Origin of the sequence: Klebsiella sp. RHBSTW-00215 (assembly GCF_014103785.1) — a bacterium.
GTDB lineage: Bacteria > Pseudomonadota > Gammaproteobacteria > Enterobacterales > Enterobacteriaceae > Klebsiella.
In genome coordinates this window covers 154,734-178,830 of the sequence record NZ_JABXQS010000001.1, presented here as the reverse complement: position 1 = coordinate 178,830, position 24,097 = coordinate 154,734, and the positions used below count along the sequence as shown (strand labels likewise).

General features: G+C 54.0%; 26 protein-coding genes. 20 read left to right on the top strand and 6 right to left on the bottom strand.

Annotated features, from left to right (window positions below; genetic code table 11):
• Positions 1–8 precede the first annotated feature (8 nt).
• On the bottom strand, positions 9–1,064 hold the full coding sequence (locus tag HV127_RS00915) for an aminopeptidase (protein WP_182234518.1): 1,056 nt from the start codon (positions 1,062–1,064) through the stop codon (positions 9–11).
• A 246-nt stretch (positions 1,065–1,310) separates the two neighbouring features.
• Here HV127_RS00915 and cysG point away from each other — a divergent pair, with 246 nt between their 5' ends.
• From cysG to rpoS, 13 genes are all read left to right on the top strand, one after another.
• Positions 1,311–2,717: a siroheme synthase CysG gene (gene cysG, locus HV127_RS00910; protein WP_182240515.1), complete on the top strand. Its 1,407-nt coding sequence runs from the start codon at positions 1,311–1,313 to the stop codon at positions 2,715–2,717.
• A gap of 9 nt (positions 2,718–2,726) precedes the next feature.
• The gene (gene cysD / locus HV127_RS00905; RefSeq protein WP_112213858.1) at positions 2,727–3,635 is read left to right on the top strand and encodes a sulfate adenylyltransferase subunit CysD; all 909 of its coding nucleotides are present in this window, start codon (positions 2,727–2,729) and stop codon (positions 3,633–3,635) included.
• 9 nt (positions 3,636–3,644) lie between these two features.
• Positions 3,645–5,072, top strand: a complete 1,428-nt coding sequence (gene cysN, locus HV127_RS00900; RefSeq protein ID WP_182234516.1) for a sulfate adenylyltransferase subunit CysN — start codon at positions 3,645–3,647, stop codon at positions 5,070–5,072.
• On the top strand, positions 5,072–5,677 hold the full coding sequence (gene cysC / locus HV127_RS00895; protein WP_182234514.1) for an adenylyl-sulfate kinase: 606 nt from the start codon (positions 5,072–5,074) through the stop codon (positions 5,675–5,677). The genes cysN and cysC overlap by 1 nt, the downstream gene beginning before the upstream one ends.
• Before the next feature lie 50 nt (positions 5,678–5,727).
• The gene (locus HV127_RS00890) at positions 5,728–6,054 is read left to right on the top strand and encodes a DUF3561 family protein (protein WP_110275845.1); all 327 of its coding nucleotides are present in this window, start codon (positions 5,728–5,730) and stop codon (positions 6,052–6,054) included.
• A 140-nt stretch (positions 6,055–6,194) separates the two neighbouring features.
• A complete protein-coding gene (gene ftsB / locus HV127_RS00885; RefSeq protein ID WP_004104977.1) occupies positions 6,195–6,512 on the top strand; it encodes a cell division protein FtsB in 318 nt (105 codons plus the stop codon).
• A gap of 19 nt (positions 6,513–6,531) precedes the next feature.
• Positions 6,532–7,242: a 2-C-methyl-D-erythritol 4-phosphate cytidylyltransferase gene (gene ispD, locus HV127_RS00880; RefSeq protein WP_182234512.1), complete on the top strand. Its 711-nt coding sequence runs from the start codon at positions 6,532–6,534 to the stop codon at positions 7,240–7,242.
• Positions 7,242–7,721 carry a 2-C-methyl-D-erythritol 2,4-cyclodiphosphate synthase gene (ispF, locus tag HV127_RS00875; protein WP_110275843.1) on the top strand — a complete coding sequence of 160 codons (480 nt, stop codon included), beginning with the start codon at positions 7,242–7,244 and terminating at the stop codon, positions 7,719–7,721. Before ispD ends, ispF begins: the two co-directional genes overlap by 1 nt.
• Complete coding sequence (gene truD / locus HV127_RS00870) at positions 7,718–8,767, top strand: tRNA pseudouridine(13) synthase TruD (protein ID WP_182234510.1); 1,050 nt, start codon at positions 7,718–7,720, stop codon at positions 8,765–8,767. The genes ispF and truD overlap by 4 nt, the downstream gene beginning before the upstream one ends.
• On the top strand, positions 8,748–9,509 hold the full coding sequence (gene surE, locus HV127_RS00865) for a 5'/3'-nucleotidase SurE (protein ID WP_110275841.1): 762 nt from the start codon (positions 8,748–8,750) through the stop codon (positions 9,507–9,509). Before truD ends, surE begins: the two co-directional genes overlap by 20 nt.
• Entirely contained in the window at positions 9,503–10,129 is a 627-nt protein-coding gene (locus HV127_RS00860; protein ID WP_110275840.1) for a protein-L-isoaspartate(D-aspartate) O-methyltransferase, read from the top strand. The genes surE and HV127_RS00860 overlap by 7 nt, the downstream gene beginning before the upstream one ends.
• Positions 10,130–10,251: 122 nt before the next feature.
• Positions 10,252–11,385: a murein hydrolase activator NlpD gene (gene nlpD, locus HV127_RS00855; RefSeq protein WP_142514522.1), complete on the top strand. Its 1,134-nt coding sequence runs from the start codon at positions 10,252–10,254 to the stop codon at positions 11,383–11,385.
• A gap of 137 nt (positions 11,386–11,522) precedes the next feature.
• Positions 11,523–12,515, top strand: coding sequence for an RNA polymerase sigma factor RpoS (gene rpoS / locus HV127_RS00850; protein ID WP_110275838.1), 993 nt, complete (start codon positions 11,523–11,525; stop codon positions 12,513–12,515).
• Between the two features lie 60 nt (positions 12,516–12,575).
• Here the strand turns inward: rpoS and HV127_RS00845 are convergent, their stop codons facing one another.
• Together HV127_RS00845 and HV127_RS00840 are read right to left on the bottom strand one after the other, a co-directional pair.
• Positions 12,576–12,953: a DUF4440 domain-containing protein gene (locus tag HV127_RS00845; RefSeq protein ID WP_182234508.1), complete on the bottom strand. Its 378-nt coding sequence runs from the start codon at positions 12,951–12,953 to the stop codon at positions 12,576–12,578.
• Complete coding sequence (locus HV127_RS00840; protein ID WP_182234506.1) at positions 12,950–14,164, bottom strand: MFS transporter; 1,215 nt, start codon at positions 14,162–14,164, stop codon at positions 12,950–12,952. Before HV127_RS00840 ends, HV127_RS00845 begins: the two co-directional genes overlap by 4 nt.
• 105 nt (positions 14,165–14,269) lie before the next feature.
• Here HV127_RS00840 and HV127_RS00835 point away from each other — a divergent pair, with 105 nt between their 5' ends.
• Positions 14,270–15,157 (top strand): LysR family transcriptional regulator, encoded by an 888-nt coding sequence (locus tag HV127_RS00835; protein WP_182234504.1) that lies wholly within the window; start codon positions 14,270–14,272, stop codon positions 15,155–15,157.
• Here HV127_RS00835 and HV127_RS00830 read toward each other — a convergent pair.
• On the bottom strand, positions 15,154–15,573 hold the full coding sequence (locus HV127_RS00830) for a MarR family transcriptional regulator (protein ID WP_182234502.1): 420 nt from the start codon (positions 15,571–15,573) through the stop codon (positions 15,154–15,156). The two genes, HV127_RS00835 and HV127_RS00830, sit on opposite strands and share 4 nt — an antisense overlap.
• A 170-nt stretch (positions 15,574–15,743) precedes the next feature.
• Between HV127_RS00830 and HV127_RS00825 the strand changes: the two genes are divergently transcribed.
• From HV127_RS00825 to HV127_RS00810, 4 genes are all read left to right on the top strand, one after another.
• Positions 15,744–16,337 carry a non-oxidative hydroxyarylic acid decarboxylases subunit B gene (locus HV127_RS00825; RefSeq protein WP_182240513.1) on the top strand — a complete coding sequence of 198 codons (594 nt, stop codon included), beginning with the start codon at positions 15,744–15,746 and terminating at the stop codon, positions 16,335–16,337.
• On the top strand, positions 16,337–17,761 hold the full coding sequence (locus HV127_RS00820) for a non-oxidative hydroxyarylic acid decarboxylases subunit C (RefSeq protein ID WP_182234500.1): 1,425 nt from the start codon (positions 16,337–16,339) through the stop codon (positions 17,759–17,761). The genes HV127_RS00825 and HV127_RS00820 overlap by 1 nt, the downstream gene beginning before the upstream one ends.
• Before the next feature lie 13 nt (positions 17,762–17,774).
• Positions 17,775–18,011 carry a non-oxidative hydroxyarylic acid decarboxylases subunit D gene (locus HV127_RS00815; RefSeq protein ID WP_112213845.1) on the top strand — a complete coding sequence of 79 codons (237 nt, stop codon included), beginning with the start codon at positions 17,775–17,777 and terminating at the stop codon, positions 18,009–18,011.
• A 306-nt stretch (positions 18,012–18,317) separates the two neighbouring features.
• Positions 18,318–18,470 (top strand): Hok/Gef family protein, encoded by a 153-nt coding sequence (locus tag HV127_RS00810; protein ID WP_182234498.1) that lies wholly within the window; start codon positions 18,318–18,320, stop codon positions 18,468–18,470.
• A 71-nt stretch (positions 18,471–18,541) separates the two neighbouring features.
• Here HV127_RS00810 and HV127_RS00805 read toward each other — a convergent pair whose 3' ends face one another.
• Positions 18,542–19,591 (bottom strand): tetratricopeptide repeat protein, encoded by a 1,050-nt coding sequence (locus HV127_RS00805; RefSeq protein ID WP_182234496.1) that lies wholly within the window; start codon positions 19,589–19,591, stop codon positions 18,542–18,544.
• A gap of 42 nt (positions 19,592–19,633) precedes the next feature.
• Positions 19,634–22,195, bottom strand: coding sequence for a DNA mismatch repair protein MutS (gene mutS, locus HV127_RS00800; protein ID WP_182234494.1), 2,562 nt, complete (start codon positions 22,193–22,195; stop codon positions 19,634–19,636).
• Positions 22,196–22,919: 724 nt separating this feature from the next.
• Here mutS and HV127_RS00795 point away from each other — a divergent pair.
• Positions 22,920–23,459 (top strand): fimbrial protein, encoded by a 540-nt coding sequence (locus HV127_RS00795; protein ID WP_182234492.1) that lies wholly within the window; start codon positions 22,920–22,922, stop codon positions 23,457–23,459.
• A gap of 79 nt (positions 23,460–23,538) precedes the next feature.
• Positions 23,539–24,093, top strand: a complete 555-nt coding sequence (locus HV127_RS00790; RefSeq protein WP_182234490.1) for a fimbrial protein — start codon at positions 23,539–23,541, stop codon at positions 24,091–24,093.
• The last annotated feature ends 4 nt before the right edge of the window (positions 24,094–24,097 follow it).

Genomic DNA, 24,097 nt, shown 5'->3' with positions numbered 1-24,097 from the left:
ATAACAGCCTATTTTGATTGAAGTTTCTTCTCCGCCTTCGCCAGCTCTTTAACCAGCGGCAGCATAATCTTCATCACATCGCGACTGCGCTGCGCAATCCGGCCCGGCAGGGCTTTATCAATATGCTGCTGGTTATCCAGTTGCACGTTGTGCCAACTGGTGCCGTCGGGGAACGAACGGGATTTCGCGCGCTGCTGGTAGCCATCTTTGCGCCCGAGAGACCAGTTGGTGGCTTCCACGGATAGCACCGGGATCCCCGCCTCATCAAACACGCTGGCATCATTACAGCAGCCGGTTCCCTGCGGATAGTCCGGGTTCTTACCGGGATTGCTCGATGCGGTAATCCCTTTGCTACGGGCGATGGTCAATGCCCGGTCGCGGGTCAGTTTACGTACCGAGGCTGGCGTGCTGCGACCGCTATTAAAATAGAGTTTGTCGCCGACGACCAGGTTATCAAGATTAATCACCAGCAGAGTATTTTTCTTTTCGGCTTCGCTCATGCGTTTGAGCATATTCTGCGCCCCGAGACGACCTTCTTCTTCACCGCTGGTCGCAACGAAGCGGATCCCATAACGGGTAGGGACGTTCTTTAACTGCTCGGCAAGTTCCAGCATGATGCCCAGCCCCAGCGCGTTATCATCGATACCCTGCAACGTCAGGCCGCCAAGGTTATTTTCGACGTCGGCATCGGTCTGCGGTGCGTAGGTATCAAGGTGCGCCATGATAATAATCTGCTGGCGATCTTTACCTTCATGCGCGGCAATAACCGTGCTGCCGGTAACGTTTTGCCAGTTTTTGCGCTGATCGTTGTTGGTGTAAATGTACCGGGTGTTAAAGCTGCGAATATCGCTTTTATAGCCCATTTGTGTGAACTGCTGGCGCAGATAATCTGCCGACAGCATTTCGGCGGGCGAGCCGGTCATTCTTCCGGGAAAAACGGTAGCGATGTGACGAGCCTGCGCATTGGCGGTGTCGCCCAGGGCGCTCAATGCCGGGGCGGCGGAGAAGACAAAAACTGCGCCCAACGCCAGGGGAAGCAGGCGACGGCACAATGCGGAAAACATAGGGGGTCCTTACACGATCAAAACAATTTTACCCACGTAGTATGAAACTGTGACCGAGGTTAAACAATTTCAATCGCTCTTAAATCCCGGAAAAACCGCGTGTTAAGCACTTTTTGATATTTGCTTTTCCAGGGCGTTATTCCTTTGAGTAACAACTCATTCCATTTCGTAATTTCATTTGCTCTAACCCGCACCCTATAGTCGCTCTATGACTGATTGTAAGAGAGTTGTTGCGCTGTGGACTACTTGCCGATATTTGCCGAATTGAAAGACAGACCCGTACTGGTTATCGGCGGTGGCGAGATTGCCGCACGCAAGATTACTTTTCTGCTGCGCGCCGCAGCGAAGGTGCAGATTGTCGCCGAAGCGCTGATACCGGAACTTGCCGGGAAGGTTGAGCACCAGGAAATCCAGTGGCGGGCAACCGAATTTGCAGAGCAGCAGCTTGATGATGTTTTCCTGGTGATTGCCGCAACCGAAGACGACGAGCTGAACCAGCGCGTTTTTGCTGCGGCTAACGCACGCTATCGGCTGGTCAACGTGGTGGATAATCAGGCGCTGTGCTCGTTTGTATTCCCATCAATCGTCGACCGCTCCCCGCTGATGGTGGCTATCTCTTCGAGCGGGAAAGCGCCGGTGCTGTCGCGCATTTTGCGCGAAAAAATTGAGGCGCTGCTGCCGACTAACCTGGGGCGGATGGCGGAAGCGGCAAGCTACTGGCGTCACCATATCAAAACTCACCTTAAAACCACCGCCGAACGCCGCCGTTTTTGGGAACGCGTGTTTACCGGCCGTTTTGCCAGCCTGATGCTTGCAGGCAACAAAGCCGAAGCGGAAAAGGCGCTGGAAGAAGAACTTAAACAGCCGGAAAAGCGCACTGGAGAAATTATTCTTGTTGGGGCAGGGCCGGGCGATGCCGGACTGTTAACCCTGCGAGGTTTGCAGGCGATTCAGCAGGCTGATGTGGTGTTTTACGACAACCTGGTTACTCCGGAAGTGCGCGAGCTGGTGCGACGCGATGCGGAGCTAATTTGCGTTGGCAAAAGCGCTGCTGGCAATTCTGTGCTCCAGCCGGAAATTAACCGCATGCTGGTGGACGCGGCAAAAGAGGGCAAAACGGTGATTCGCCTGAAGGGCGGCGACCCGTTTATTTTTGGCCGCGGCGGCGAAGAGCTGCAGGCCGCGACCGAAGCTGGCATTCCGTTTCAGGTCGTCCCAGGCGTGACGGCGGCGGTGGGCGCAACGGCCTATGCCGGTATCCCGCTGACTCATCGGGATTATGCCCAGAGCGTGACCTTCGTCACCGGACACTTCAACGCGGAAAACTCTCCACTCGACTGGGCGCGGTTAGCGCAAAGCGGTCAGACTCTGGCGATTTATATGGGCAGCCTGAAGGCGGCGGAAATTAGCGCTCAGTTGATCGCCCATGGTCGCGACCACGACACTCCGGTAGCGGTCATCTCTCGCGGGACTCGCGCCGATCAGCAAGTGAAGACCGGCACATTACAACAACTCGAAAACCTGGCGAAAGACGCCCCGATGCCCGCGCTGCTGGTGGTGGGTGAAGTGGTGCAATTACATCAACAGCTCGCCTGGTTTCAACACACAACGACAGCAGAGGGGTTTAACTCTTCTGTGGTAAATCTGGCTTAAGGAACGGTTATGGACCAAAAACGACTCACTCACCTGCGGCAACTGGAGGCGGAAAGCATCCATATCATTCGTGAGGTGGCCGCCGAATTCTCTAACCCGGTGATGATGTACTCCATCGGCAAAGACTCCAGCGTGATGCTGCATCTGGCGCGTAAAGCGTTTTATCCCGGCACTTTGCCGTTCCCGCTGCTGCACGTCGATACCGGCTGGAAATTCCGTGAGATGTACGAATTCCGCGATCGTACCGCTAAAGCCTACGGCTGTGAGCTGCTGGTACATAAAAACCCGGAAGGGGTAGCAATGGGCATTAGCCCATTCGTGCACGGCAGCGCTAAGCATACCGACATTATGAAAACCGAAGGTCTTAAGCAGGCGCTGAACAAATACGGCTTTGATGCCGCGTTCGGCGGCGCGCGTCGTGATGAAGAGAAATCCCGCGCCAAAGAGCGTATCTACTCTTTCCGCGACCGTTTCCACCGCTGGGACCCGAAAAACCAGCGTCCGGAGCTGTGGCATAACTATAACGGCCAGATTAACAAGGGCGAAAGCATCCGCGTGTTCCCGCTCTCCAACTGGACCGAGCTGGATATCTGGCAGTACATCTATCTGGAAAATATTGAAATCGTTCCGCTGTACCTGGCAGCAGAGCGTCCGGTGCTGGAACGTGACGGCATGCTGATGATGATCGACGATGATCGTATTAATTTACAGCCCGGCGAGATGATCAAAAAACAGATGGTGCGCTTTCGTACCCTCGGCTGCTGGCCGCTGACCGGCGCGGTGGAATCCAACGCGCAAACGCTGCCGGAGATCATCGAAGAGATGCTGGTCTCCACCACCAGCGAACGGCAAGGGCGCGTGATTGACCGCGACCAGTCAGGCTCCATGGAGCTGAAGAAACGTCAGGGTTATTTCTAAGGAGCCGCCATGAATACCACTATTGCACAACAAATTGCCGATGAAGGCGGAGTCGAAGCCTACCTGCATGCCCAGCAGCACAAAAGCCTGCTGCGTTTTCTGACCTGCGGCAGCGTCGATGACGGTAAAAGTACGCTGATTGGCCGGCTGCTGCACGACACCCGACAGATTTACGAAGATCAGCTCTCTTCGCTGCACAATGACAGCAAGCGTCACGGTACTCAGGGCGAGAAGCTCGATCTGGCGTTGCTGGTAGATGGCTTACAAGCCGAGCGCGAGCAGGGCATTACTATTGACGTGGCCTACCGCTATTTCTCCACCGAGAAGCGCAAATTTATTATCGCCGACACCCCGGGGCATGAGCAGTACACCCGTAATATGGCGACCGGCGCATCGACTTGCGACCTGGCGATCTTGCTGATCGACGCGCGTAAAGGCGTGCTGGATCAGACCCGTCGCCACAGTTTTATCTCTACGCTGCTGGGGATCAAGCACCTGGTGGTGGCGGTGAACAAAATGGATCTCGTCGATTTTAGCGAAGAGACCTTTAACCGCATTCGCGAAGAGTATCTGACTTTCGCCGAACAGCTGCCGGGCAATCTGGATATTCGCTTTGTGCCGCTGTCAGCCCTGGATGGGGACAACGTTGCCAACCAGAGCGACAAAATGCGCTGGTACAGCGGCCCGACGCTGCTGGAGGTGCTGGAAACCGTTGAAATTCAGCGTGTGGTCGAAAATCAGCCGCTGCGCTTCCCGGTACAGTATGTTAACCGTCCGAACCTCGATTTCCGCGGTTTTTCCGGTACCGTGGCGTCCGGCACCGTGACGCTCGGTCAGCGCCTGAAGGTGCTGCCGTCGGGCGTGGAATCCAGCGTCGCGCGTATCGTCACCTTTGACGGTGACCTGCCGCAAGCGGGCGCCGGGGAAGCGATCACAATTGTGCTGAAAGACGAAATCGATATTAGTCGTGGCGATCTGCTGGTTGATGCAGCGGTCTCTCTGCCTGCGGTGCAGAGTGCCAGCATCGACGTGGTTTGGATGGCGGAACAAGCGTTGACCCCAGGCCAGAGCTACGACATTAAAATCGCCGGTAAGAAAACCCGTGCGCGTATCGATGGCGTGCGTTATCAGGTGGACATCAATAACCTGACCCAGCGAGAAGTGGAATCGCTGCCGCTGAACGGTATTGGCCTGGTGGATTTGACCTTTGACGAACCGCTGGTGCTGGATAAATACCAGGATAACCCGGTGACCGGAGGACTTATCTTTATCGACCGTCTGACTAACGTCACCGTTGGCGCGGGCATGGTACGCGAACCGAACGAGCAGGCGCAAACGGGCGCTTCGCAGTACAGCGCGTTTGAGCTTGAGCTGAACCAGCTTGTTCGCAAACACTTCCCGCACTGGGACGCTCGCGACCTGCTGGGAGGCAAATAATGGCCCGGCATGACGAAAACGTCGTCTGGCATGCGCATCCGGTGACCCAGGAGCAGCGCGAGCAGCATCACGGCCATCGCGGCGTGGTGCTGTGGTTCACCGGGCTTTCGGGCTCGGGGAAATCCACCGTTGCCGGTGCGCTGGAAGAGGCGCTGCATCAGCTTGGTGTGAGCACTTATTTGCTGGATGGTGATAACGTGCGTCATGGCCTGTGTAGCGACCTTGGATTCAGCGATGATGACCGCAAAGAAAACATTCGTCGCGTGGGTGAAGTGGCGAAGCTGATGGTCGATGCCGGGCTGGTTGTATTGACGGCATTTATATCTCCGCATCGTGCGGAGCGGCAAATGGTGCGCGAGCGGCTAGGCGAAGGGCGCTTTATCGAGATTTTTGTCGATACGCCGCTGGCTATCTGCGAGGCGCGGGACCCGAAAGGCTTATACAAGAAGGCGCGGGCGGGGGAATTACGTAATTTTACCGGGATTGATTCAGTATATGAATCCCCGGAGAGAGCGGAAATCCATCTCGACGGTGAACAATTGGTAACAAATTTGGTGCACCAACTATTAGACCTGCTCCGACAGAGCGATATTATCAGATCCTGAAACGGCGACGGCATCGATGGGTGCCGGTCGCCCGGTCAACAGGATTCGATATGCGTAATACCCAGAACATTACTATTTTTCGTTCAGAACCGCCCCCCGTGGCTAATGATGAGACCACCTGGTCTCTGTCAGGCGCTGCCGTGGGTTTTATCTCATGGCTGCTGGCGCTGGGTATTCCCTTCCTTATCTATGGCGGTAACACGCTATTTTTCCTCCTCTATACCTGGCCCTTCTTCCTGGCAATCATGCCGGTTGCCGTGGTGGTCGGGATCGCGCTGCATTCCCTATTGGACGGTAAACTTCGCTACAGCGTTGGTGCGACGATTTTGACCGTCGGACTGATGTTCGGTCTGCTGTTCCTCTGGCTGCTGGGATAGTCCTTTTTACGAATGAATCTAGCCTGGGTATCAACGGTAAAAATGTGGTACAGTCCCCGCGTTACGCGGCGTCGTCCGCGCGCCAGAGTAGAGTACTCGGGCGAGTTATGGGATGATGATGCCGTTTTTCAGGGGGCAGGATGGGTAAATTAACGCTGCTATTATTGGCTTTGCTGGTCTGGCTGCAGTACTCGCTTTGGTTCGGCAAAAATGGTCTGCATGACTATAGCCGGGTTAATGACGATGTCTCCGCTCAGCAGGCAACCAATGCCAAATTAAAAGCACGCAACGATCAGCTGTTCGCCGAAATTGACGACCTCAATGGCGGCCAGGAAGCTATCGAAGAACGTGCGCGCAATGAGCTCAGTATGACCCGCCCGGGCGAAACGTTTTATCGTCTGGTGCCGGATGCGTCAAAACGCAACCAGGCGGCGGGACAACAGCAGAATAATCGATAGACAGGCCCAGGATTACGACATGGCAGCCACTTTTCCGGGCGTTTGCGCCGTGGTGCCGGCAGCCGGTTTTGGCCGCCGCATGCAAACGGAATGCCCGAAACAATATCTCTCAATCGGTAACAAAACGATTCTCGAACACGCGGTTGCTGCGCTGTTGGCGAACCCGCGCGTGCAGCGGGTGGTCATCGCCGTCAGCCCCGGCGATGTGCGTTTTAGCCAACTTCCGTTAGCGAATCACCCACAAATTATCGTCGTTGATGGCGGCACCGAGCGCGCGGACTCCGTCCTCGCGGGCCTGAAGGCGCTGGATGAGGCCGATTGGGTGCTGGTGCACGATGCCGCGCGCCCCTGTCTACATCAGGACGACCTCAGCCGCCTGCTTCAGCTGTGTGAAACCAGCCGTGTGGGTGGCATTCTGGCCGCTCCGGTTCGCGATACCATGAAGCGCGCGGAGCCGGGCAAAGTCGCTATCGCCCATACCGTCGAGCGCAACGATTTATGGCATGCGCTGACGCCGCAATTTTTCCCTCGTGAGCTGCTTGTTGATTGCCTGACGCGCGCGCTCAATGAAGGGGCGACCATTACTGATGAAGCCTCGGCGCTGGAGTACTGCGGCTTCCATCCTGAACTGGTTGCCGGACGAGCTGATAATATTAAAGTGACGCGCCCGGAAGACCTGGCGCTGGCCGAATTTTACCTTACCCGTTCCCGACACCAGGAGAAGGCTTAATGCGAATTGGACATGGTTTTGACGTACACGCTTTTGGCGGTGAAGGCCCAATCATTATCGGTGGCGTGCGCGTGCCTTATGAAAAAGGGCTGCTGGCACATTCCGATGGCGATGTGGCGCTGCATGCGCTAACCGACGCGCTACTGGGCGCGGCTGCGCTGGGCGATATTGGCAAGCTCTTCCCGGACACTGACCCGGCTTTTAAAGGAGCCGATAGCCGCGAGCTGCTGCGCGAAGCGTGGCGGCGGATTCAGGCGAAGGGCTATAGCCTTGGCAACGTCGACGTCACCATCATCGCCCAGGCACCGAAAATGCTGCCGCATATCCCGCAGATGCGCGTCTTTATCGCAGAAGATCTGGGTTGCCATATGGACGATGTTAACGTCAAAGCCACGACGACCGAAAAGCTGGGCTTTACCGGGCGCGGTGAAGGCATCGCTTGTGAAGCGGTGGCGCTATTGCGTAAGGCTGACAAATGATTGCGTTTGACGAACTCACTTATCTGCATGGAAAACCGCTGGCTCAGGGGCTGCTAAAAGCGAACCCAGAAGACTTTGTGGTGGTTGAGGATCTCGGCTTTGAGCCTGACGGTGAAGGCGAGCACGTGTTGGTGCGGATTCTGAAAAATGGCTGCAATACGCGTTTTGTTGCTGAAGCTTTGGCAAAATTCCTTAAAATTCATGCGCGTGAAGTGAGCTTTGCCGGACAGAAGGACAAACACGCGGTCACCGAGCAGTGGCTGTGTGCCCGAGTGCCGGGTAAAGAGATGCCTGACCTGAGCAAATTTCAGCTCGAAGGCTGCCAGGTTCTCGAATACGCGCGCCACAAGCGCAAGCTGCGTCTGGGGGCACTGAAAGGCAACCAGTTCACTCTGGTGCTGCGTGAAGTTAGCGCCCGTGATGATGTCGAAAAGCGCCTGCAGGCGATTGCTGATCAGGGCGTTCCGAACTATTTTGGCGCTCAGCGCTTTGGTATCGGCGGTAGCAATTTGCAAGGCGCCCTGCGCTGGGCAGAGAGCGGTGCGCCGGTGCGCGATCGCAATAAACGCAGTTTTTGGTTGTCGGCGGCCCGCAGTGCATTGTTTAATCAACAGATTGGTATTAGATTAAAAAAACCGGAATTTAATCAGGTTGTTGATGGCGATGCGCTACAATTAGCGGGGCGCGGAAGCTGGTTCGTTGCGACCTCTGAAGAATTCGCGGAACTCCAGGTACGGGTTGATAACCGTGAACTGATGATCACTGCTGCGCTTGTGGGTAGCGGCGATTGGGGAAGCCAACGGGATGCGCTAGCCGCCGAGCAGGCGGCAGTAGCCGAAGAGACGCAGTTGCAGGCGCTCCTGGTGCGTGAAAAAGTGGAAGCGGCTCGCCGGGCGATGCTGCTCTACCCGCAGCAGATGAGCTGGAACTGGTGGGATGACGTCACCGTGGAACTGCGTTTCTGGCTGCCAGCAGGCAGCTTCGCTACCAGCGTGGTAAGGGAGCTTATCAATACAACGGGTGATTATGCGAATATTGCTGAGTAACGATGACGGGATTCATGCGCCAGGGATTCAGACCCTGGCGAAGGCCTTACGGGAATTCGCTGAGGTTCAGATAGTTGCACCCGATCGTAACCGCAGCGGAGCATCGAACTCCCTGACGCTGGAATCCTCACTACGCACCTTCACTTTCGATAATGGCGATATCGCTGTGCAGATGGGCACGCCGACGGACTGCGTTTATCTCGGCGTTAACGCCCTGATGCGCCCGCGTCCGGATATCGTCGTTTCCGGTATTAACGCCGGGCCCAACCTCGGCGACGACGTTATTTACTCCGGTACTGTAGCCGCTGCAATGGAAGGCCGCCATCTGGGCTTTCCGGCGCTGGCCGTGTCGCTAAACGGCTATCAGCATTATGACACCGCCGCCGCGGTCACCTGCTCTATTCTGCGTGCATTAAGCCGCGAGCCGTTGCGCACTGGGCGCATTCTCAATATCAACGTACCGGATCTGCCTCTTGAGCAGATTAAAGGTATTCGCGTGACCCGCTGCGGCAGCCGTCATCCTTCCGATCAGGTGATTCCGCAGAAAGATCCACGCGGCAATACGTTGTACTGGATTGGTCCGCCAGGCGAAAAGTACGATGCCGGGCCGGATACCGACTTTGCGGCCGTGGATGAAGGCTACGTTTCCGTTACTCCGCTGCATGTCGATTTAACCGCCCATAGCGCACATGAAGTGGTTAGCGGCTGGTTGGAACGCGTCGGAGTTGATACGCAATGGTAAGTAAACGTGTTGAAAGTCTTCTCAATCAGCTTCGCACTCAGGGCATTGTCGACGAGCGCGTACTGGACGCTATCGCTCAGGTGCCGCGAGAAAAGTTTGTTGATGAAGCCTTTGAACATAAAGCGTGGGAAAACACCGCATTGCCGATTGGTCAGGGGCAAACTATCTCGCAACCCTATATGGTAGCGCGGATGACCGAGCTTCTGACGCTAACGCCGGACTCAAGGGTGCTGGAGATTGGCACTGGTTCAGGCTATCAAACGGCAATACTGGCGCACCTGGTGCACCATGTCTGCTCGGTTGAGCGGATTAAGAGTTTACAGTGGCATGCGCGCCGCCGCCTGAAACAACTTGATTTACATAATGTTTCAACCCGTCACGGCGATGGGTGGCAGGGTTGGCACGCGCGTGCGCCGTTCGACGCGATTATCGTTACCGCTGCGCCGCCGGAAATTCCGGCCGCACTGCTGGCGCAACTGGATGATGGCGGCGTGCTGGTATTGCCAGTGGGCGAAGAGCATCAGTTCCTGAAGCGGATCCGTCGACGCGGCAACGAGTTTGTGATTGATACTGTCGAAGCCGTGCGCTTTGTTCCTCTTGTCAAAGGGGAGTTGGCCTGAACCCGGATTATTCCAGGTTTTTTTGCTTAAGTTTAGGCATAGGGTGGACGCATTTTTCGTGTCCTGGCCGGGCGCTGCCCGGTGAGCAAGATATTGGCAGTTAACATATTCCTGGGGGATAAATGAGCGCGGGAAGCCCAAAATTTACCTTAAGTCGCATTGCGGCTTTATCACTGGTGTCACTCTGGCTGGCAGGCTGTAGCAGCTCCAATAATGCGCCAGCGCCGGTCAGTTCGGCTGGCGGTGCTTCATCTTCCAGTACCAATTCCGGAATGCTGATCACGCCGCCGTCAAATACTGGCTCTTCCACCGTTCCACAGGCGCGCCCGGTACAAACTCAACCGGTACAGACGCAGCCTACCCAGATTCAGCCGATGGCCCAGCAGCCGGTACAAACGGTTGATGGCAAGATTGTCTACAACCGAAAATATGGCGATATTCCTAAAGGTAGCTACACCGGAGGCAGTACCTATACGGTTAAACGCGGCGATACGCTGTTCTATATTGCATGGGTCACCGGGAACGACTTCCGCGACCTGGCTCAGCGTAATAATATCCCGGCACCGTACGGTTTGAACGTCGGTCAGACGCTTCAGGTCGGCAACGCGTCAGGCCAGCCGATCACCGGCGATAACGCTGTTGCCCAGGCTAGCGCGCAGGCCAGCAGCGGTGGGATGCTGACCGCAAATTCTGCACAAAAATCGACCGCGGTGGTTGCGTCACAACCAACTATTACGTATTCTGAATCTTCAGGTGAACAGAGTGCTAATAAGATGTTGCCGAACAACAAGCCTGCGACGACGACTACAACCGTCGCGCCAGTTACGGCTCCAGCTGTCAGCACAACCCAATCGACTGCAAGCAGTACGTCAACCAGTTCGCCGATCTCTTCATGGCGCTGGCCGACTGATGGCAAAGTTATCGAGAACTTTAGTGGCTCCGAAGGAGGCAACAAAGGTATCGATATTGCAGGCAGTAAAGGACAGGCTATTGTCGCGACCGCAGATGGGCGCGTCGTCTATGCCGGTAACGCACTGCGCGGTTACGGTAATCTTATTATCATCAAACACAACGATGATTACCTGAGCGCCTACGCTCATAACGATACGATGCTGGTAAAAGAGCAACAAGATATCAAAGCGGGGCAGAAAATCGCTACCATGGGTAGCACAGGTACAAGTTCGACACGTTTGCATTTTGAAATTCGTTACAAGGGGAAATCCGTCAACCCGCTGCAGTATTTACCGCAGCGATAATTTGGCGAAGTACGCATAAGCGTAGCATCAGTGAAAAGGCGTCAGGGCGGGAGATATAAAGATTACCGTCCGGGCGTCGTTTGAATGATGTTTAGCGAAGGTGCTTTGCTCAGGGATCACGGGTAGGAGCCATCTTTATGAGTCAGAATACGCTGAAAGTTCATGATTTAAATGAAGACGCGGAATTTGATGAGAACGGAGTCGAGGTTTTTGACGAGAAAGCCTTAGTTGAAGAGGAACCCAGTGATAGCGATCTGGCTGAAGAAGAGCTTCTTTCGCAGGGAGCAACCCAACGGGTGCTTGATGCGACGCAACTCTACCTTGGTGAGATTGGTTATTCCCCACTGCTGACCGCCGAAGAAGAGGTTTATTTTGCTCGTCGCGCGCTGCGTGGTGACGTCGCGTCACGCCGCCGGATGATTGAAAGTAACCTGCGTCTGGTCGTCAAGATAGCCCGTCGTTACGGCAATCGTGGTCTGGCTCTGCTGGATCTGATTGAAGAAGGTAACCTGGGGCTGATTCGCGCAGTTGAGAAGTTTGACCCGGAACGTGGGTTCCGTTTTTCGACTTATGCGACCTGGTGGATTCGTCAAACGATTGAACGGGCGATAATGAATCAAACCCGTACCATTCGCTTGCCTATCCATATTGTTAAAGAGCTGAACGTCTATCTGCGTACCGCACGCGAGTTGTCCCATAAGCTGGACCACGAGCCAAGCGCGGAAGAGATTGCCGAACAGCTGGATAAGCCGGTTGATGACGTGAGCAGGATGCTGCGTCTGAACGAGCGCATTACCTCGGTGGATACGCCGCTGGGTGGTGACTCGGAGAAAGCGCTGCTGGATATCCTGGCCGATGAAAAAGACAACGGCCCGGAAGACACCACGCAGGACGATGACATGAAACAATCCATCGTCAAATGGCTGTTCGAACTGAACGCCAAGCAGCGTGAAGTGCTGGCTCGTCGCTTTGGTCTGCTGGGTTATGAAGCCGCAACGCTTGAGGATGTGGGCCGTGAAATTGGTCTGACCCGCGAACGCGTGCGTCAAATCCAGGTTGAAGGTCTGCGCCGTCTGCGGGAAATTCTGCAAGGCCAGGGGCTGAACATCGAAGCGCTATTCCGCGAGTAAGATACCTTTCCTAAAAAAGGCTCAATCATCTGATTGAGCCTTTTTCTTTTTAGTGGCCCGCTATCCCTGAGCCGTTTCGTGCAGACGCAGCCAGATGACCTTCTCCTCTTGCAGGCGCAAGATTACTGTAGACCAACGCACGCTCTTCTCTTTACCTGGTAGATATTGGGTTTCACGATACTCAACCGCTGCGCCATCGTGCCATTCGGCGAGCAGGGCGGCACTATCAACGACAATCTTTAAACCCGGTCGTCTGGCGCGAGCACTCTTGAAAAAGGCGCTAACTTCCTGATGGCCCATCCGAATGCCGCTTGTTGGGATCATCGTAAAATCGGCGCTAAAACGGAGCATTAACGCCTCTATGCTCCCTTCGCCCTGACTTAGCCAGTTTTCGATGACTACGTGCGCGTCGAGTACTTCCTGGATATAGCGATTCATTGGTTCTCCATTTTGCTCTGTAGGTGCATGACTATCGCCCGGTTATTAAACCTCAGGCAGCTCAGTAGCGGCACGAGGGTAACCATGGCGGCGGTGGTAAATACGCCGCGCCAGGCCAGCTCCGTTGGGTAGTAACGCAGAAGGACGCTAAGCAACGCAGCCAGTATTGCTGAGCCAATCAGAAAGCTAAGCTGGCGATTGATATTCCACAGCGCGCTGGCGTCCGGCATATCAGGGTTCGCCACGTTAAGAAACGCGCTGCTCTGCGCCGAATTGCTGCACAGGCTGCCGCCTGCGCCCATTAAGGTAAATGCCAGTATTAGCGTACTGCCGGCGGTATGTGGATCCACGCCGACCAATATGAAGATCCCTGCGGCCTGTAGCAGGCAGCCCGTAGCAATTAATGGGCTCGGTCCTAGACGATTAAAATAACGACCGGTTACCGAGATAGCCGCAAACGAGGCAAGCGACCACGGCAGCATCAGAGAGCCGATGGCGGAAGGTGACAATCCGGTGACGTTTTGCAAATAAAACATCCCGACGACGTTAATGCCAATAAACGTCCCCGGTACGCAGAGATACACCAGCATCGAAAAACGCAGCAGCGGATCGCGCAATAAAGGGAGATGCAGGAAACGACGCGTTCGCGGGGTGTTGTTCTCATCCTTCAGCCACAGTGCGGCCAGGCCAAGCGTGATGAATGCGAGCGGCAGGCTGACAAAGAAAACCCACCGCCAGCTAAGTGATTGGACTAATACTCCGCCCAGGGCCGGAGAACATGCCGGAGCCAACAAGCCGACCATCATCACCGCGGCGGAGAGTTTAGCCCGCTCGTGAGGCTTAAACTGCTGCCATGTTAGCGCCTGACCTATTGGAATCAACAGCCCGCCGCCCATCCCCTGCAACGCGCGCCACAAAATGAGGCTTGTTAGTGAATCAGCCTGTCCTGAGGCCAGCGCCCCGACGTTGAACAGGCCCAGTGAAAGCAAAAAGATGCGCCGGGCACCAAATCGCTGGCTGAGCCAGGCGCTGAAAGGCAGTACCAGGGTGAGTCCGGCGATATAGCCATTGCTCACCCACGCCAGTTCGCCCAGCGATGCGTGCAGCGCCTGACTCATCGCTGGAAAGGCGACGCTGGCGATAAACATATTGATTAAGTCGAGAAAGAAGCCAAGCAGAAAAACGGTTGCGACCTTGCTGCGATACGTCATTTTAAATCCCCCCTGAAGGCCGCTACTCTAAACCTCGTCAGTGGGGCGGATAAACGCGACGTTCGGGGATATACTGTCTAAAATTTTTTGACAATAAGTGATGGCATGTTGAATCTACAGCGAATGACCATGTTTGTGGCGGTGGTGGATAGCGGCAGCTTTACCGCTGCGGCAGCGGCGCTTGGGCAAACCAAAGCGGTGATCAGCTTTAACGTCCGACAGCTGGAGAGCGAACTTGGCGTCACGCTGTTGTTGCGATCCACGCGCAGGCTCACGCTGACTGAGGCCGGTTCGCTGTTCTATCATCGCGGCGTTGCGTTACTGAAAACGGCTGAAAACCTGCAAGATGAGGTGCGGGCCAGCCACTCGGGGTTGAGCGGCGAACTGCGGATGACCACGACGCCAGAATATGGTGCGCAGGTGATTATTCCTGCGCTGGCGGAGTTCAGTGCGCGGCACCCGACGCTGCGCGTGCGCCACGTTTCCTCTTCGCATCACGCGGATTTAATCTCCGGGCGTTTTGATGTGGCGATTCGCCTCGGAACGCTGGCGGATTCACGTTACCGGGCGGCGTTGATATCCCGCTTTGCCATTATCCCGGTAGCTGCCCCGGCATGGCTGGCTGAGCATCCTTTGAAAACCCTTGAGGCGTTGGCTCAGGCGGATTGGATTATTCATGAGCGCCTGTCCGCGCCGCTACGCTGGCAGCTCACTGGGCCGCGCAATGAGAGCATCGCTTTTGACATTAAAAAGGTACCGCGTCTGTCGGCAGACAGCGCCAGTGCGCTGATGGCATTTGCGCTGGCGGGTAGCGGTGTTGCATTGTTACCCGAGTGGCTGGTGGCGACTGCGCTAAGAGAGCAAAAACTGGTTCAGGTGGTGCCGGAATTTACTTTTCCGCATCAGGGGGTGTTCGCGGTCTACCCGGATGCGCAGCATGTACCCACTAAGGTCCGGGCGTTTATTGATTTTTTACGCGAACGCCAGGGTTAATCTTTTTGTTCTTGCGCGATCAGCTTATGAATAATATGTGAAAACTGCTGGCGCTCTTCGTCGCTCAGACGACCCAAAAACTCTTCATCAACAGCGTTGCCCAGCGGCATGGAGTTTGCCAACAACGCCTGGCCTTCCTCGGTTAAATAGACAAAACGGCGGCGTTTGTCGGCTGGATCGTGCTCACGACGTACCAGTCCCCGGCTCTCCATGCGGCTCAGCATTTCCGCCAGCGTCGCTTTGGTGCTGACCGCCGCCTCCGTCAGCGTCACCTGTTCAATGCCCGGATGCTCCGCAATCGAGCGCATCACCGCATACTGTGGTTTGGTGAGATCCGGCAGTTCGTGCTGCCAGCGGGCGGTGTGCCGTTGAAAAAGCTGGCGCAATAGATGGAACGCCTCGTTTCTTAACTCCATGACAACTCCGTAATAAAACAGTTGGCTCTATGATAGCCGTTCGCAGCGCTTTTGCGCATTTTTCCTGTTTTGATTAAAAATGCGGACGTATATAAACAACCTTGCGTAGATGGCCTTGCAAGCGTAGGGTTAATAAAAATGTTCGTATACGAACAATGTGTGAGGTGATGATGAAGTTAATTGTTGGGATGACCGGGGCGACGGGCGCTCCGCTGGGCGTGGCGCTGCTTAAGGCGCTTCGTGAGATGCCGGAAGTGGAAACCCATTTGGTGATGTCGAAATGGGCCAAAACCACGATAGAACTGGAGACGCCGTACAGTGCGCGCGAAGTGTCTGAACTGGCTGATTTCTCGCATAGCCCTGCCGACCAGGCCGCCATCATCTCATCTGGTTCATTTCGTACCGACGGCATGATTGTCATCCCTTGCAGTATGAAGACGCTGGCCGGTATTCGTGCCGGATATGCCGAAGGATTAGTTGGTCGGGCGGCTGACGTGGTGCTGAAAGAGGGCCGTAAGCTGGTGCTGGTCGCGCGCGAAATGCCGCTGAGCACCATCCATCTGGAAAACATGCTGGCTCTGTCCCGCATGGGCGTTGCGATGGTGCCGCCGATGCCCGCTTATTACAACCACCCTGAAACCATTGAAGACGTCACTGACCACGTTGTTGCGCGGGTGATGGATCAGTTTGGTCTGGATTATCACAAAGCACGTCGCTGGAACGGGTTACGGACGGAAGAGAATTTTTCACAGGAGAATGAATAATGGCTTTTGATGATTTGCGCAGCTTCTTGCAGGCGCTGGACGACCAGGGGCAACTGCTGAAAATTAGCGAAGAAGTTAACGCGGAGCCGGATCTTGCTGCCGCCGCTAACGCCACCGGACGTATTGGCGATGGTGCACCGGCGCTGTGGTTCGACAATATTCGTGGTTTTATCGATGCCCGTGTGACGATGAATACTATCGGTTCGTGGCAGAACCACGCTATTTCGATGGGTTTGCCGCCGAACACGCCGGTGAGAAAACAGATTGATGAGTTTATTCGTCGCTGGGATAAATTCCCGGTAACGCCGGAGCGTCGGGCAAACCCGGCGTGGGCAGAAAATACCGTCGACGGTGAAGACATTAATCTGTTTGATATTCTGCCGCTGTTTCGTCTGAACGATGGCGATGGCGGTTTTTATCTCGACAAAGCCTGCGTGGTTTCTCGCGATCCGCTGGACCCGGACAATTTTGGCAAGCAGAACGTCGGTATCTATCGCATGGAAGTGAAGGGCAAGCGTAAGCTGGGCCTGCAACCTATCCCCATGCATGACATCGCACTGCATCTGCACAAAGCCGAAGAGCGCGGCGAAGACCTGCCGATCGCTATCACCCTCGGTAATGACCCGGTTATCACCCTGATGGGCGCCACGCCGCTGAAGTACGATCAGTCGGAATATGAGATGGCGGGCGCGCTGCGCGAAAGTCCGTACCCGATTGCCACCGCACCGCTAACCGGATTTGACGTGCCGTGGGGCTCGGAAGTGATTCTTGAGGGCGTTATTGAGAGCCGCAAGCGCGAGATCGAAGGGCCGTTTGGTGAATTCACCGGTCACTACTCCGGTGGGCGCAATATGACGGTGGTGCGGATCGATAAAGTCTCTTATCGCACTAAACCGATTTTTGAATCTCTCTACCTCGGTATGCCGTGGACAGAAATCGACTACCTGATGGGCCCGGCGACCTGCGTGCCGCTGTACCAGCAGTTGAAAGCGGAATTCCCGGAAGTGCAGGCCGTCAACGCCATGTACACTCACGGCCTGCTGGCGATTATCTCCACTAAAAAACGCTACGGCGGATTTGCCCGTGCGGTTGGCCTGCGGGCGATGACCACGCCACACGGTCTGGGCTATGTGAAGATGGTGATTATGGTTGATGAGGACGTTGATCCGTTCAACCTGCCACAGGTGATGTGGGCGCTGTCTTCGAAAGTGAACCCGGCGGGGGATTTGGTCCAGTTGCCGAATATGTCCGTGCTGGAACTTGACCCTGGCTCAAGCCCGGCGGGGATCACTGACAAATTGGTTATCGACGCGACTACGCCGGTTGCGCCGGATCTTCGTGGTCACTACAGCCAGCCGGTACAGGACCTCCCTGAAACCAAAGCCTGGGTTGAAAAACTGACCGCCATGCTGGCCAACCGTTAATAAGGAGATAAAGATGATTTGTCCACGTTGCGTCGATGAACATATTGAAGTGCTGGCGAAGTCGCCGGTAAAAGATGTCTGGACGGTATTTCAGTGCCAACACTGTTTCTACACCTGGCGCGATACCGAGCCGCTACGCCGCACCAGCCGCGAGCACTATCCGGAAGCGTTTCGCATGACGCAGAAGGATATTGATGAATCGCCAATGGTGCCGAGTATTCCGCCGCTGCTGGCGGAAGATAAGCGCTAAAAGAAACGGGCCCGCTAAGTCTGGCCCGTTTTATATTTGATTTATAAATTAAAGCTGGGACTAATAGATATAAATTCTTGCGAGCATTATCGCAACCTGCAATAAAAAGATGGAATTCAACTTACTCAAGGTAATTTTCGTCATCAGCGGGTATAGAATAAACACGGGTGCTTGAGGCTATCTGGCTTTGAGCATTTTTGAGGTTCCAGATAGACGAAAGCCCCAGGAGATATTTCTATCAACTGAGGCTAACGGATGAACCTAGACAATTCAGATGTTAGTCTCTTCTTTGCAGGGAGGCAAAACATGCTGACAAAATATGCCCTTGTGGCAATCATTGTGCTGTGTATCACAGCGCTGGGATTTACGCTGATGGTACGTAACTCGCTATGCGAGCTAAGTATCAAAGAGCGTAGTATGGAGTTTAAAGCTGTTCTCGCTTACGAATCGAAGAAGTAGCATCAACGCGGGGGCGACCCCGCGTACTGGTTGTCAGGCTTCATTCTCATGCACCCATTCTTTCAGCCGCGCTATTTCTCCAGCGCTTTTTTTGCTTGCTGATGACCATTATTGGCGGCGAGCTGATACCAATATGCGGCCTGTTTTTTATCTACCGGAACGCCATCTCCTTCGTCGTATATTTCTCCGACAATATATTGTGACTCGGAATCATTTTGTTCGGCGGCTTTGCGAAACCAGGATAAGGCCTGCGCTTTGCTTTTTGTTACGCCGTTACCATCGTTGTACATTACGCCTAAATTAAACAGGGCGTTAACATCGTTCTGTTTTGCCGCCTTCATAAACCACTCCCAGGCTAAAGCATAATTTTGCGGAACGTATTGACCGAAGTAATAGAGCTGGCCGAGGGCGAACTGCGCGGAAGCAGAGTTTTGCGCCGCCGATTTTTTATACCAATAGATAGCTCGCTCAATATCAGGGGCGATACCGATGCCTCTTTCATAACTGCGGCCTAAATTTTGCTGACCTGCTGCATCTCCCTGCGCCGCAGATTTCTTATACCAACTGACCGCCTGTTGTACGTCTTGCTTGACGCCATCTCCGGTCATATACAAGACGCCAAGATTGCTTTGCGCGGTGGAGTTGTCGTTGTTTGCCGCTTTCAGATACCAGAGAGCGGCCTCCCGGGTATTTTTCGCTACGCTATAGCCCAGATGATACATATTGCCTAACCAGAGCTGGGCTGGAGCGTAGTTTTGCCCGGCGGCCAGCCGCATCCATTTTTCCCCTGTTTGCGGGTCATAAATATTTCCCGCTTTCTTTTCCAGATAATATGCGCGGAGATTATATTGGGACTTTGTATTATCGCGAATCGCGGAAATTTCCAAAAATATGCCTGGCGTGTTTATACCTTTATCAACGGAGGGGGATTTAATTAAGTTAACGAAATAATTTAACGTGGCTTTATCATGACGAGTGGTTTCTGCTGGTTGGAGTATATACATAACTAATGTCGCAATGCATATTAATAATATATATAAATATTTCTTTTTCATTGTCAGGATGTTGTTCACCATATCAATATATATGGCGTTAATCGTTTTTGTTATGGAGGTTGTCATTATACGGGCAACCGAAGCTACCCGTATAGACGACTACATCAACTACACCAGATTTTTCAGCCGATAAATCCACTCCAGCGCCTGACGTGGGGTCAGTGAGTCCGGGTCGAGATTTTCCAGCGCCTCAACCGCAGGCGACGTTTCTTCCGGAGCGGAAAGCAGCGACATCTGCGTACCATCTACTTGAGTGGCGGCGGTGCTCGGGGCAATGCTTTCCAGCTCGCGCAGTTTCTGTCGCGCGCGCTTAATTACCTCTTTCGGCACTCCAGCCAGCGCTGCGACGGCCAGACCGTAGCTCTTGCTGGCCGCGCCATCCTGTACGCTGTGCATAAAGGCGATGGTATCGCCGTGCTCCAGCGCATCAAGGTGGACGTTGGCGACGCCTTCCATTTTTTCCGGCAGTTGGGTCAGCTCGAAGTAGTGGGTAGCGAACAGGGTCAATGCTTTAATTTTGTTCGCCAGATTTTCCGCACAGGCCCACGCCAGCGACAGGCCATCGTAGGTTGAAGTACCGCGGCCAATTTCATCCATCAGCACCAGGCTGTGCTCGGTGGCGTTATGCAAAATATTGGCGGTTTCGGTCATTTCTACCATAAAGGTCGAGCGACCGCTGGCAAGGTCATCCGCCGCGCCAACGCGGGTGAAGATACGGTCGATAGGGCCAATTTCGACCTTTTGTGCCGGGACGTAGCTGCCAATATAGGCCAGCAGCGCAATCAGCGCAGTCTGGCGCATATAGGTACTTTTACCGCCCATGTTCGGACCGGTGATAATTAACATTCGGCGCTGTGGCGTCAGGTTTAGCGGGTTAGCGATAAACGGCTCTTTCAGCACTTGTTCAACCACCGGATGGCGGCCTTCACTGATACGAATACCCGGTTTATCGCTAAAGGTTGGGCGACAGTAGTTGAGGGTTTCCGCGCGCTCGGCAAGGTTAACCAGCACATCAAGCTCCGCCAGCGCGCTGGCGCTCTGTTGCAGGTCGCCAAGATGCGGCAGCAGCATATCGAATAATTGATCGTACAGCTGTTTTTCCAGTGCCAGGGCTTTCCCTTTCGACGTCAGTACCTTGTCTTCATACTCCTTCAGCTCAGGAATAATGTAGCGCTCGGCGTTCTTGAGGGTTTGACGACGGACGTAGTGAATCGGCGCATGCTGGCTCTGACCGCGACTAATCTGGATGTAATAGCCGTGAATGGCGTTGTAGCCTACTTTCAGCGTATCCAGCCCCAGGCGCTCGCGTTCGCGGATCTCCAGCTTGTCGAGGTAGTCCGTCGCGCCATCAGCCAGCGCCCGCCACTCGTCGAGTTCTTCATGGTAGCCGGGAGCGATAACGCCGCCATCGCGAACCAGCACTGGCGGCGCATCGATAATCGCCCGCTCCAGCAGTTCGCGCAGTTCGGTAAACTCGCCCATCTTCTCACGTAGCTGTTGCACCGGTGCGCAGTCAACATCGGCCAGCATAGCGCGCAGTTCCGGCAGTTGTTGGAACGCGTGGCGCATACGTGCTAAGTCGCGCGGACGGGCGGTGCGCAGGGCCAGACGCGCCAGAATACGTTCGAGATCGCCAACCTGGCGCAGTATCGGCTGCAGTTCAGTGTAACGTTCCTGCAGCGCGCCGATGGTCTGTTGGCGTTCTACCAGTACATCGGTATCACGCGCTGGCATATGCAGCCAGCGCTTAAGCATACGGCTACCCATCGGGGTGACGGTGCAGTCGAGTACCGCGGCTAGCGTGTTATCAATGCCGCCAGCCAGGTTCTGGGTGATCTCCAGATTACGGCGAGTGGCGGCATCCATAATGATGCTGTCCTGCTGGCGCTCCATGGTGATGGAACGGATATGCGGCAGCGAGGTACGTTGGGTATCTTTGACATATTGCAGCAAACAGCCAGCAGCACACAGTCCGCGTGGCGCATTTTCCACACCAAAGCCGATGAGATCGCGGGTGCCGAATTGCATATTGAGCTGCTGGCGCGCAGTATCGATTTCAAACTCCCACAGCGGGCGGCGGCGTAGTCCACGGCGGCCTTCGATCAGTGAGGATTCGGCGAAGTCTTCAGCGTACAGCAGTTCGGCGGGATTGGTGCGCTGAAGTTCTGCCGCCATGGTTTCCCGGTCAGCCGGTTCGCTCAGGCGAAAACGCCCGGAGCTGATATCCAGCGTGGCATAGCCAAAGCCTTTACTGTCCTGCCAGATGGCGGCCAGCAGGTTATCCTGACGCTCCTGCAATAGCGCTTCATCGCTGATGGTGCCGGGCGTAACAATGCGCACCACTTTACGCTCGACCGGCCCTTTGGTGGTGGCCGGGTCGCCAATCTGTTCGCAAATGGCGACCGATTCACCCTGATTAACCAGCTTGGCGAGATAGTTTTCCACCGCGTGGTGCGGGATCCCGGCCATCGGGATCGGCTCGCCCGCCGACGCTCCGCGTTTGGTCAGCGAGATATCAAGCAGTTGTGATGCGCGTTTAGCATCATCATAGAACAGCTCGTAAAAGTCCCCCATCCGGTAAAACAGCAGGATCTCCGGGTGCTGGGCTTTCAGCTTGAGATACTGCTGCATCATAGGGGTATGGGCGTCAAGATTCTCTAGTGTACTCATCAGTTTATGATGTCCATTTTCTTAAGTTTTAATGAGTTAGCGGAGTTTATTGTTCTCATTACGTCGCACTCCGCCTCATTGGTTCCTGTGAAACTCTGCATTTCTTTTCATCTGCACATAGGCAGCATGATAACGGAGTCTGAATGTCAGGAAAACAAGAAGGAAGAGGTGGGGCCAGAGTGGGTGGCATGGTGAAGTTAAAGATGAGGAATAGCGTGCTTATGGCAGCGTAGCGGCGAGTTTTGTTCGATGTCTGCTATCTGTCTCAGAAACGCCATGAAACATATTGTTTCTTCAATATGTTTTGCGATTTTCTATCATGACATGGGTTGGATTTATTTTAATGTTAATTAAATGTAATATAATTTACAATTATTCAACGGCCATTTTTTATAGTTTTTAATCTATTAATAACCTTTCGTAATTTGTTTTTAGGATGTATCTCAATGCTCTGCGAGTTAATTTCCTGGGCTAATAATGTTCGCGAGGTTAAATGTTTTTTTAATTACCTGTTCAATGTATTACTTTTTACATGGAAAATGATTTGATAATCTTTTGTCGACCAGGGGATCTGGCTTTAATTAAATCTTAAATAGTGGCGATTTAATTATTAAAACGGATTTTACGGTGATGCGGAGGGCTGCAGGTCGTTGGGCAAATATAATACCACGACTTTATCGCTCTTTACTTTTTAGGATAAAAATTTATAACGCAGGAATTTTCTATGAAACTGAATAAAGTTGCTATGGCTGTGGCATTAACTGCTGCTCTCGGTTCTATGTCTGCTCTGGCTGATACAACTAACGGTCAGATTGAACTTCAGGGTGAGCTGGTCAACACCGCTTGCGGTTTAGCCCCGTCGTCCAGCCCGGTAACCGTTGATTTTGGTCAGGTTCCTGTTTCCCTGCTGCAAGGCGGTGGTCAGGCAACTGAAACCAAAAACATCGAACTGCAGTACTGCGATACCACCATTGCCAGCAGTGCCGTTGTTTCCTACACTCCGACTTCGGTTAACCCGAACGATCCTACTCTGGCAGCATTCACTTCTGGTTCCGCATCTGGTGCGGGTATCGGCCTGAAAGACAGTGCTAGCCAGACTGTTACCTGGGGCGCGCAGACTACTCCGGTAACTCTGGTTGATGGAACTAACACCATTCCTTTCGTGGCCTTCCTGAAAGCAGAAGCAGCAGCAAGCGGTTCTACAACTACCGTGACCGCTGGTGCATTCCAGTCAACGATCAATTTCACTATCGATTATCAATAATCGATTTTGAGTTATCGTTCGCGGGGAGATTTCTCCCCGCGATATTTGGCTATATACCAGATAATATGGAATTCTGAGTATGGTAAAGGATACAGAGAAAAAGAGACTGATAGGGTTATTCGTATCTGTATTGCTCTTTTCCGGACATGCTTTGAGTACTAATTTTACCCCAGGAAAGTTAGAGCTTTCTGGCGAGCTGGTTGCCGCCGCATGTGATATTGATCCTGACTCGCGAGAGCTATGGGTGGATTTTGGTAATATATCCGCTCGCGATATTAATATGGATCAAGAGGGCAAACTTACCCGGCCTTTTCTGGTGCGCTTAATCGGCTGCGAGTCTTTCGGCAGTGATAATCAGCCAAGTCCAGGCGCTTTTGCCACGATTACCTTTACAGGAAACGCCTCTTCGCAAGATTCTACGGTATTAATACCTGATGGCGAAGGGAAAGGGTTTGGTATACAGATTCGCGATCGCCATGGAGAGGTTTTAACCTTTGGGGAACCCTCTTCGGGATATCTTTTGAGTGATGAGAATAATACGCTGAAATTCACCGCTTCACTGGTTCCGGTTCAGCAACATATTAAGGCAGGGGATTTCTACGCCGTCACTCGTTTCTTTATGGATTATAACTAGAAAC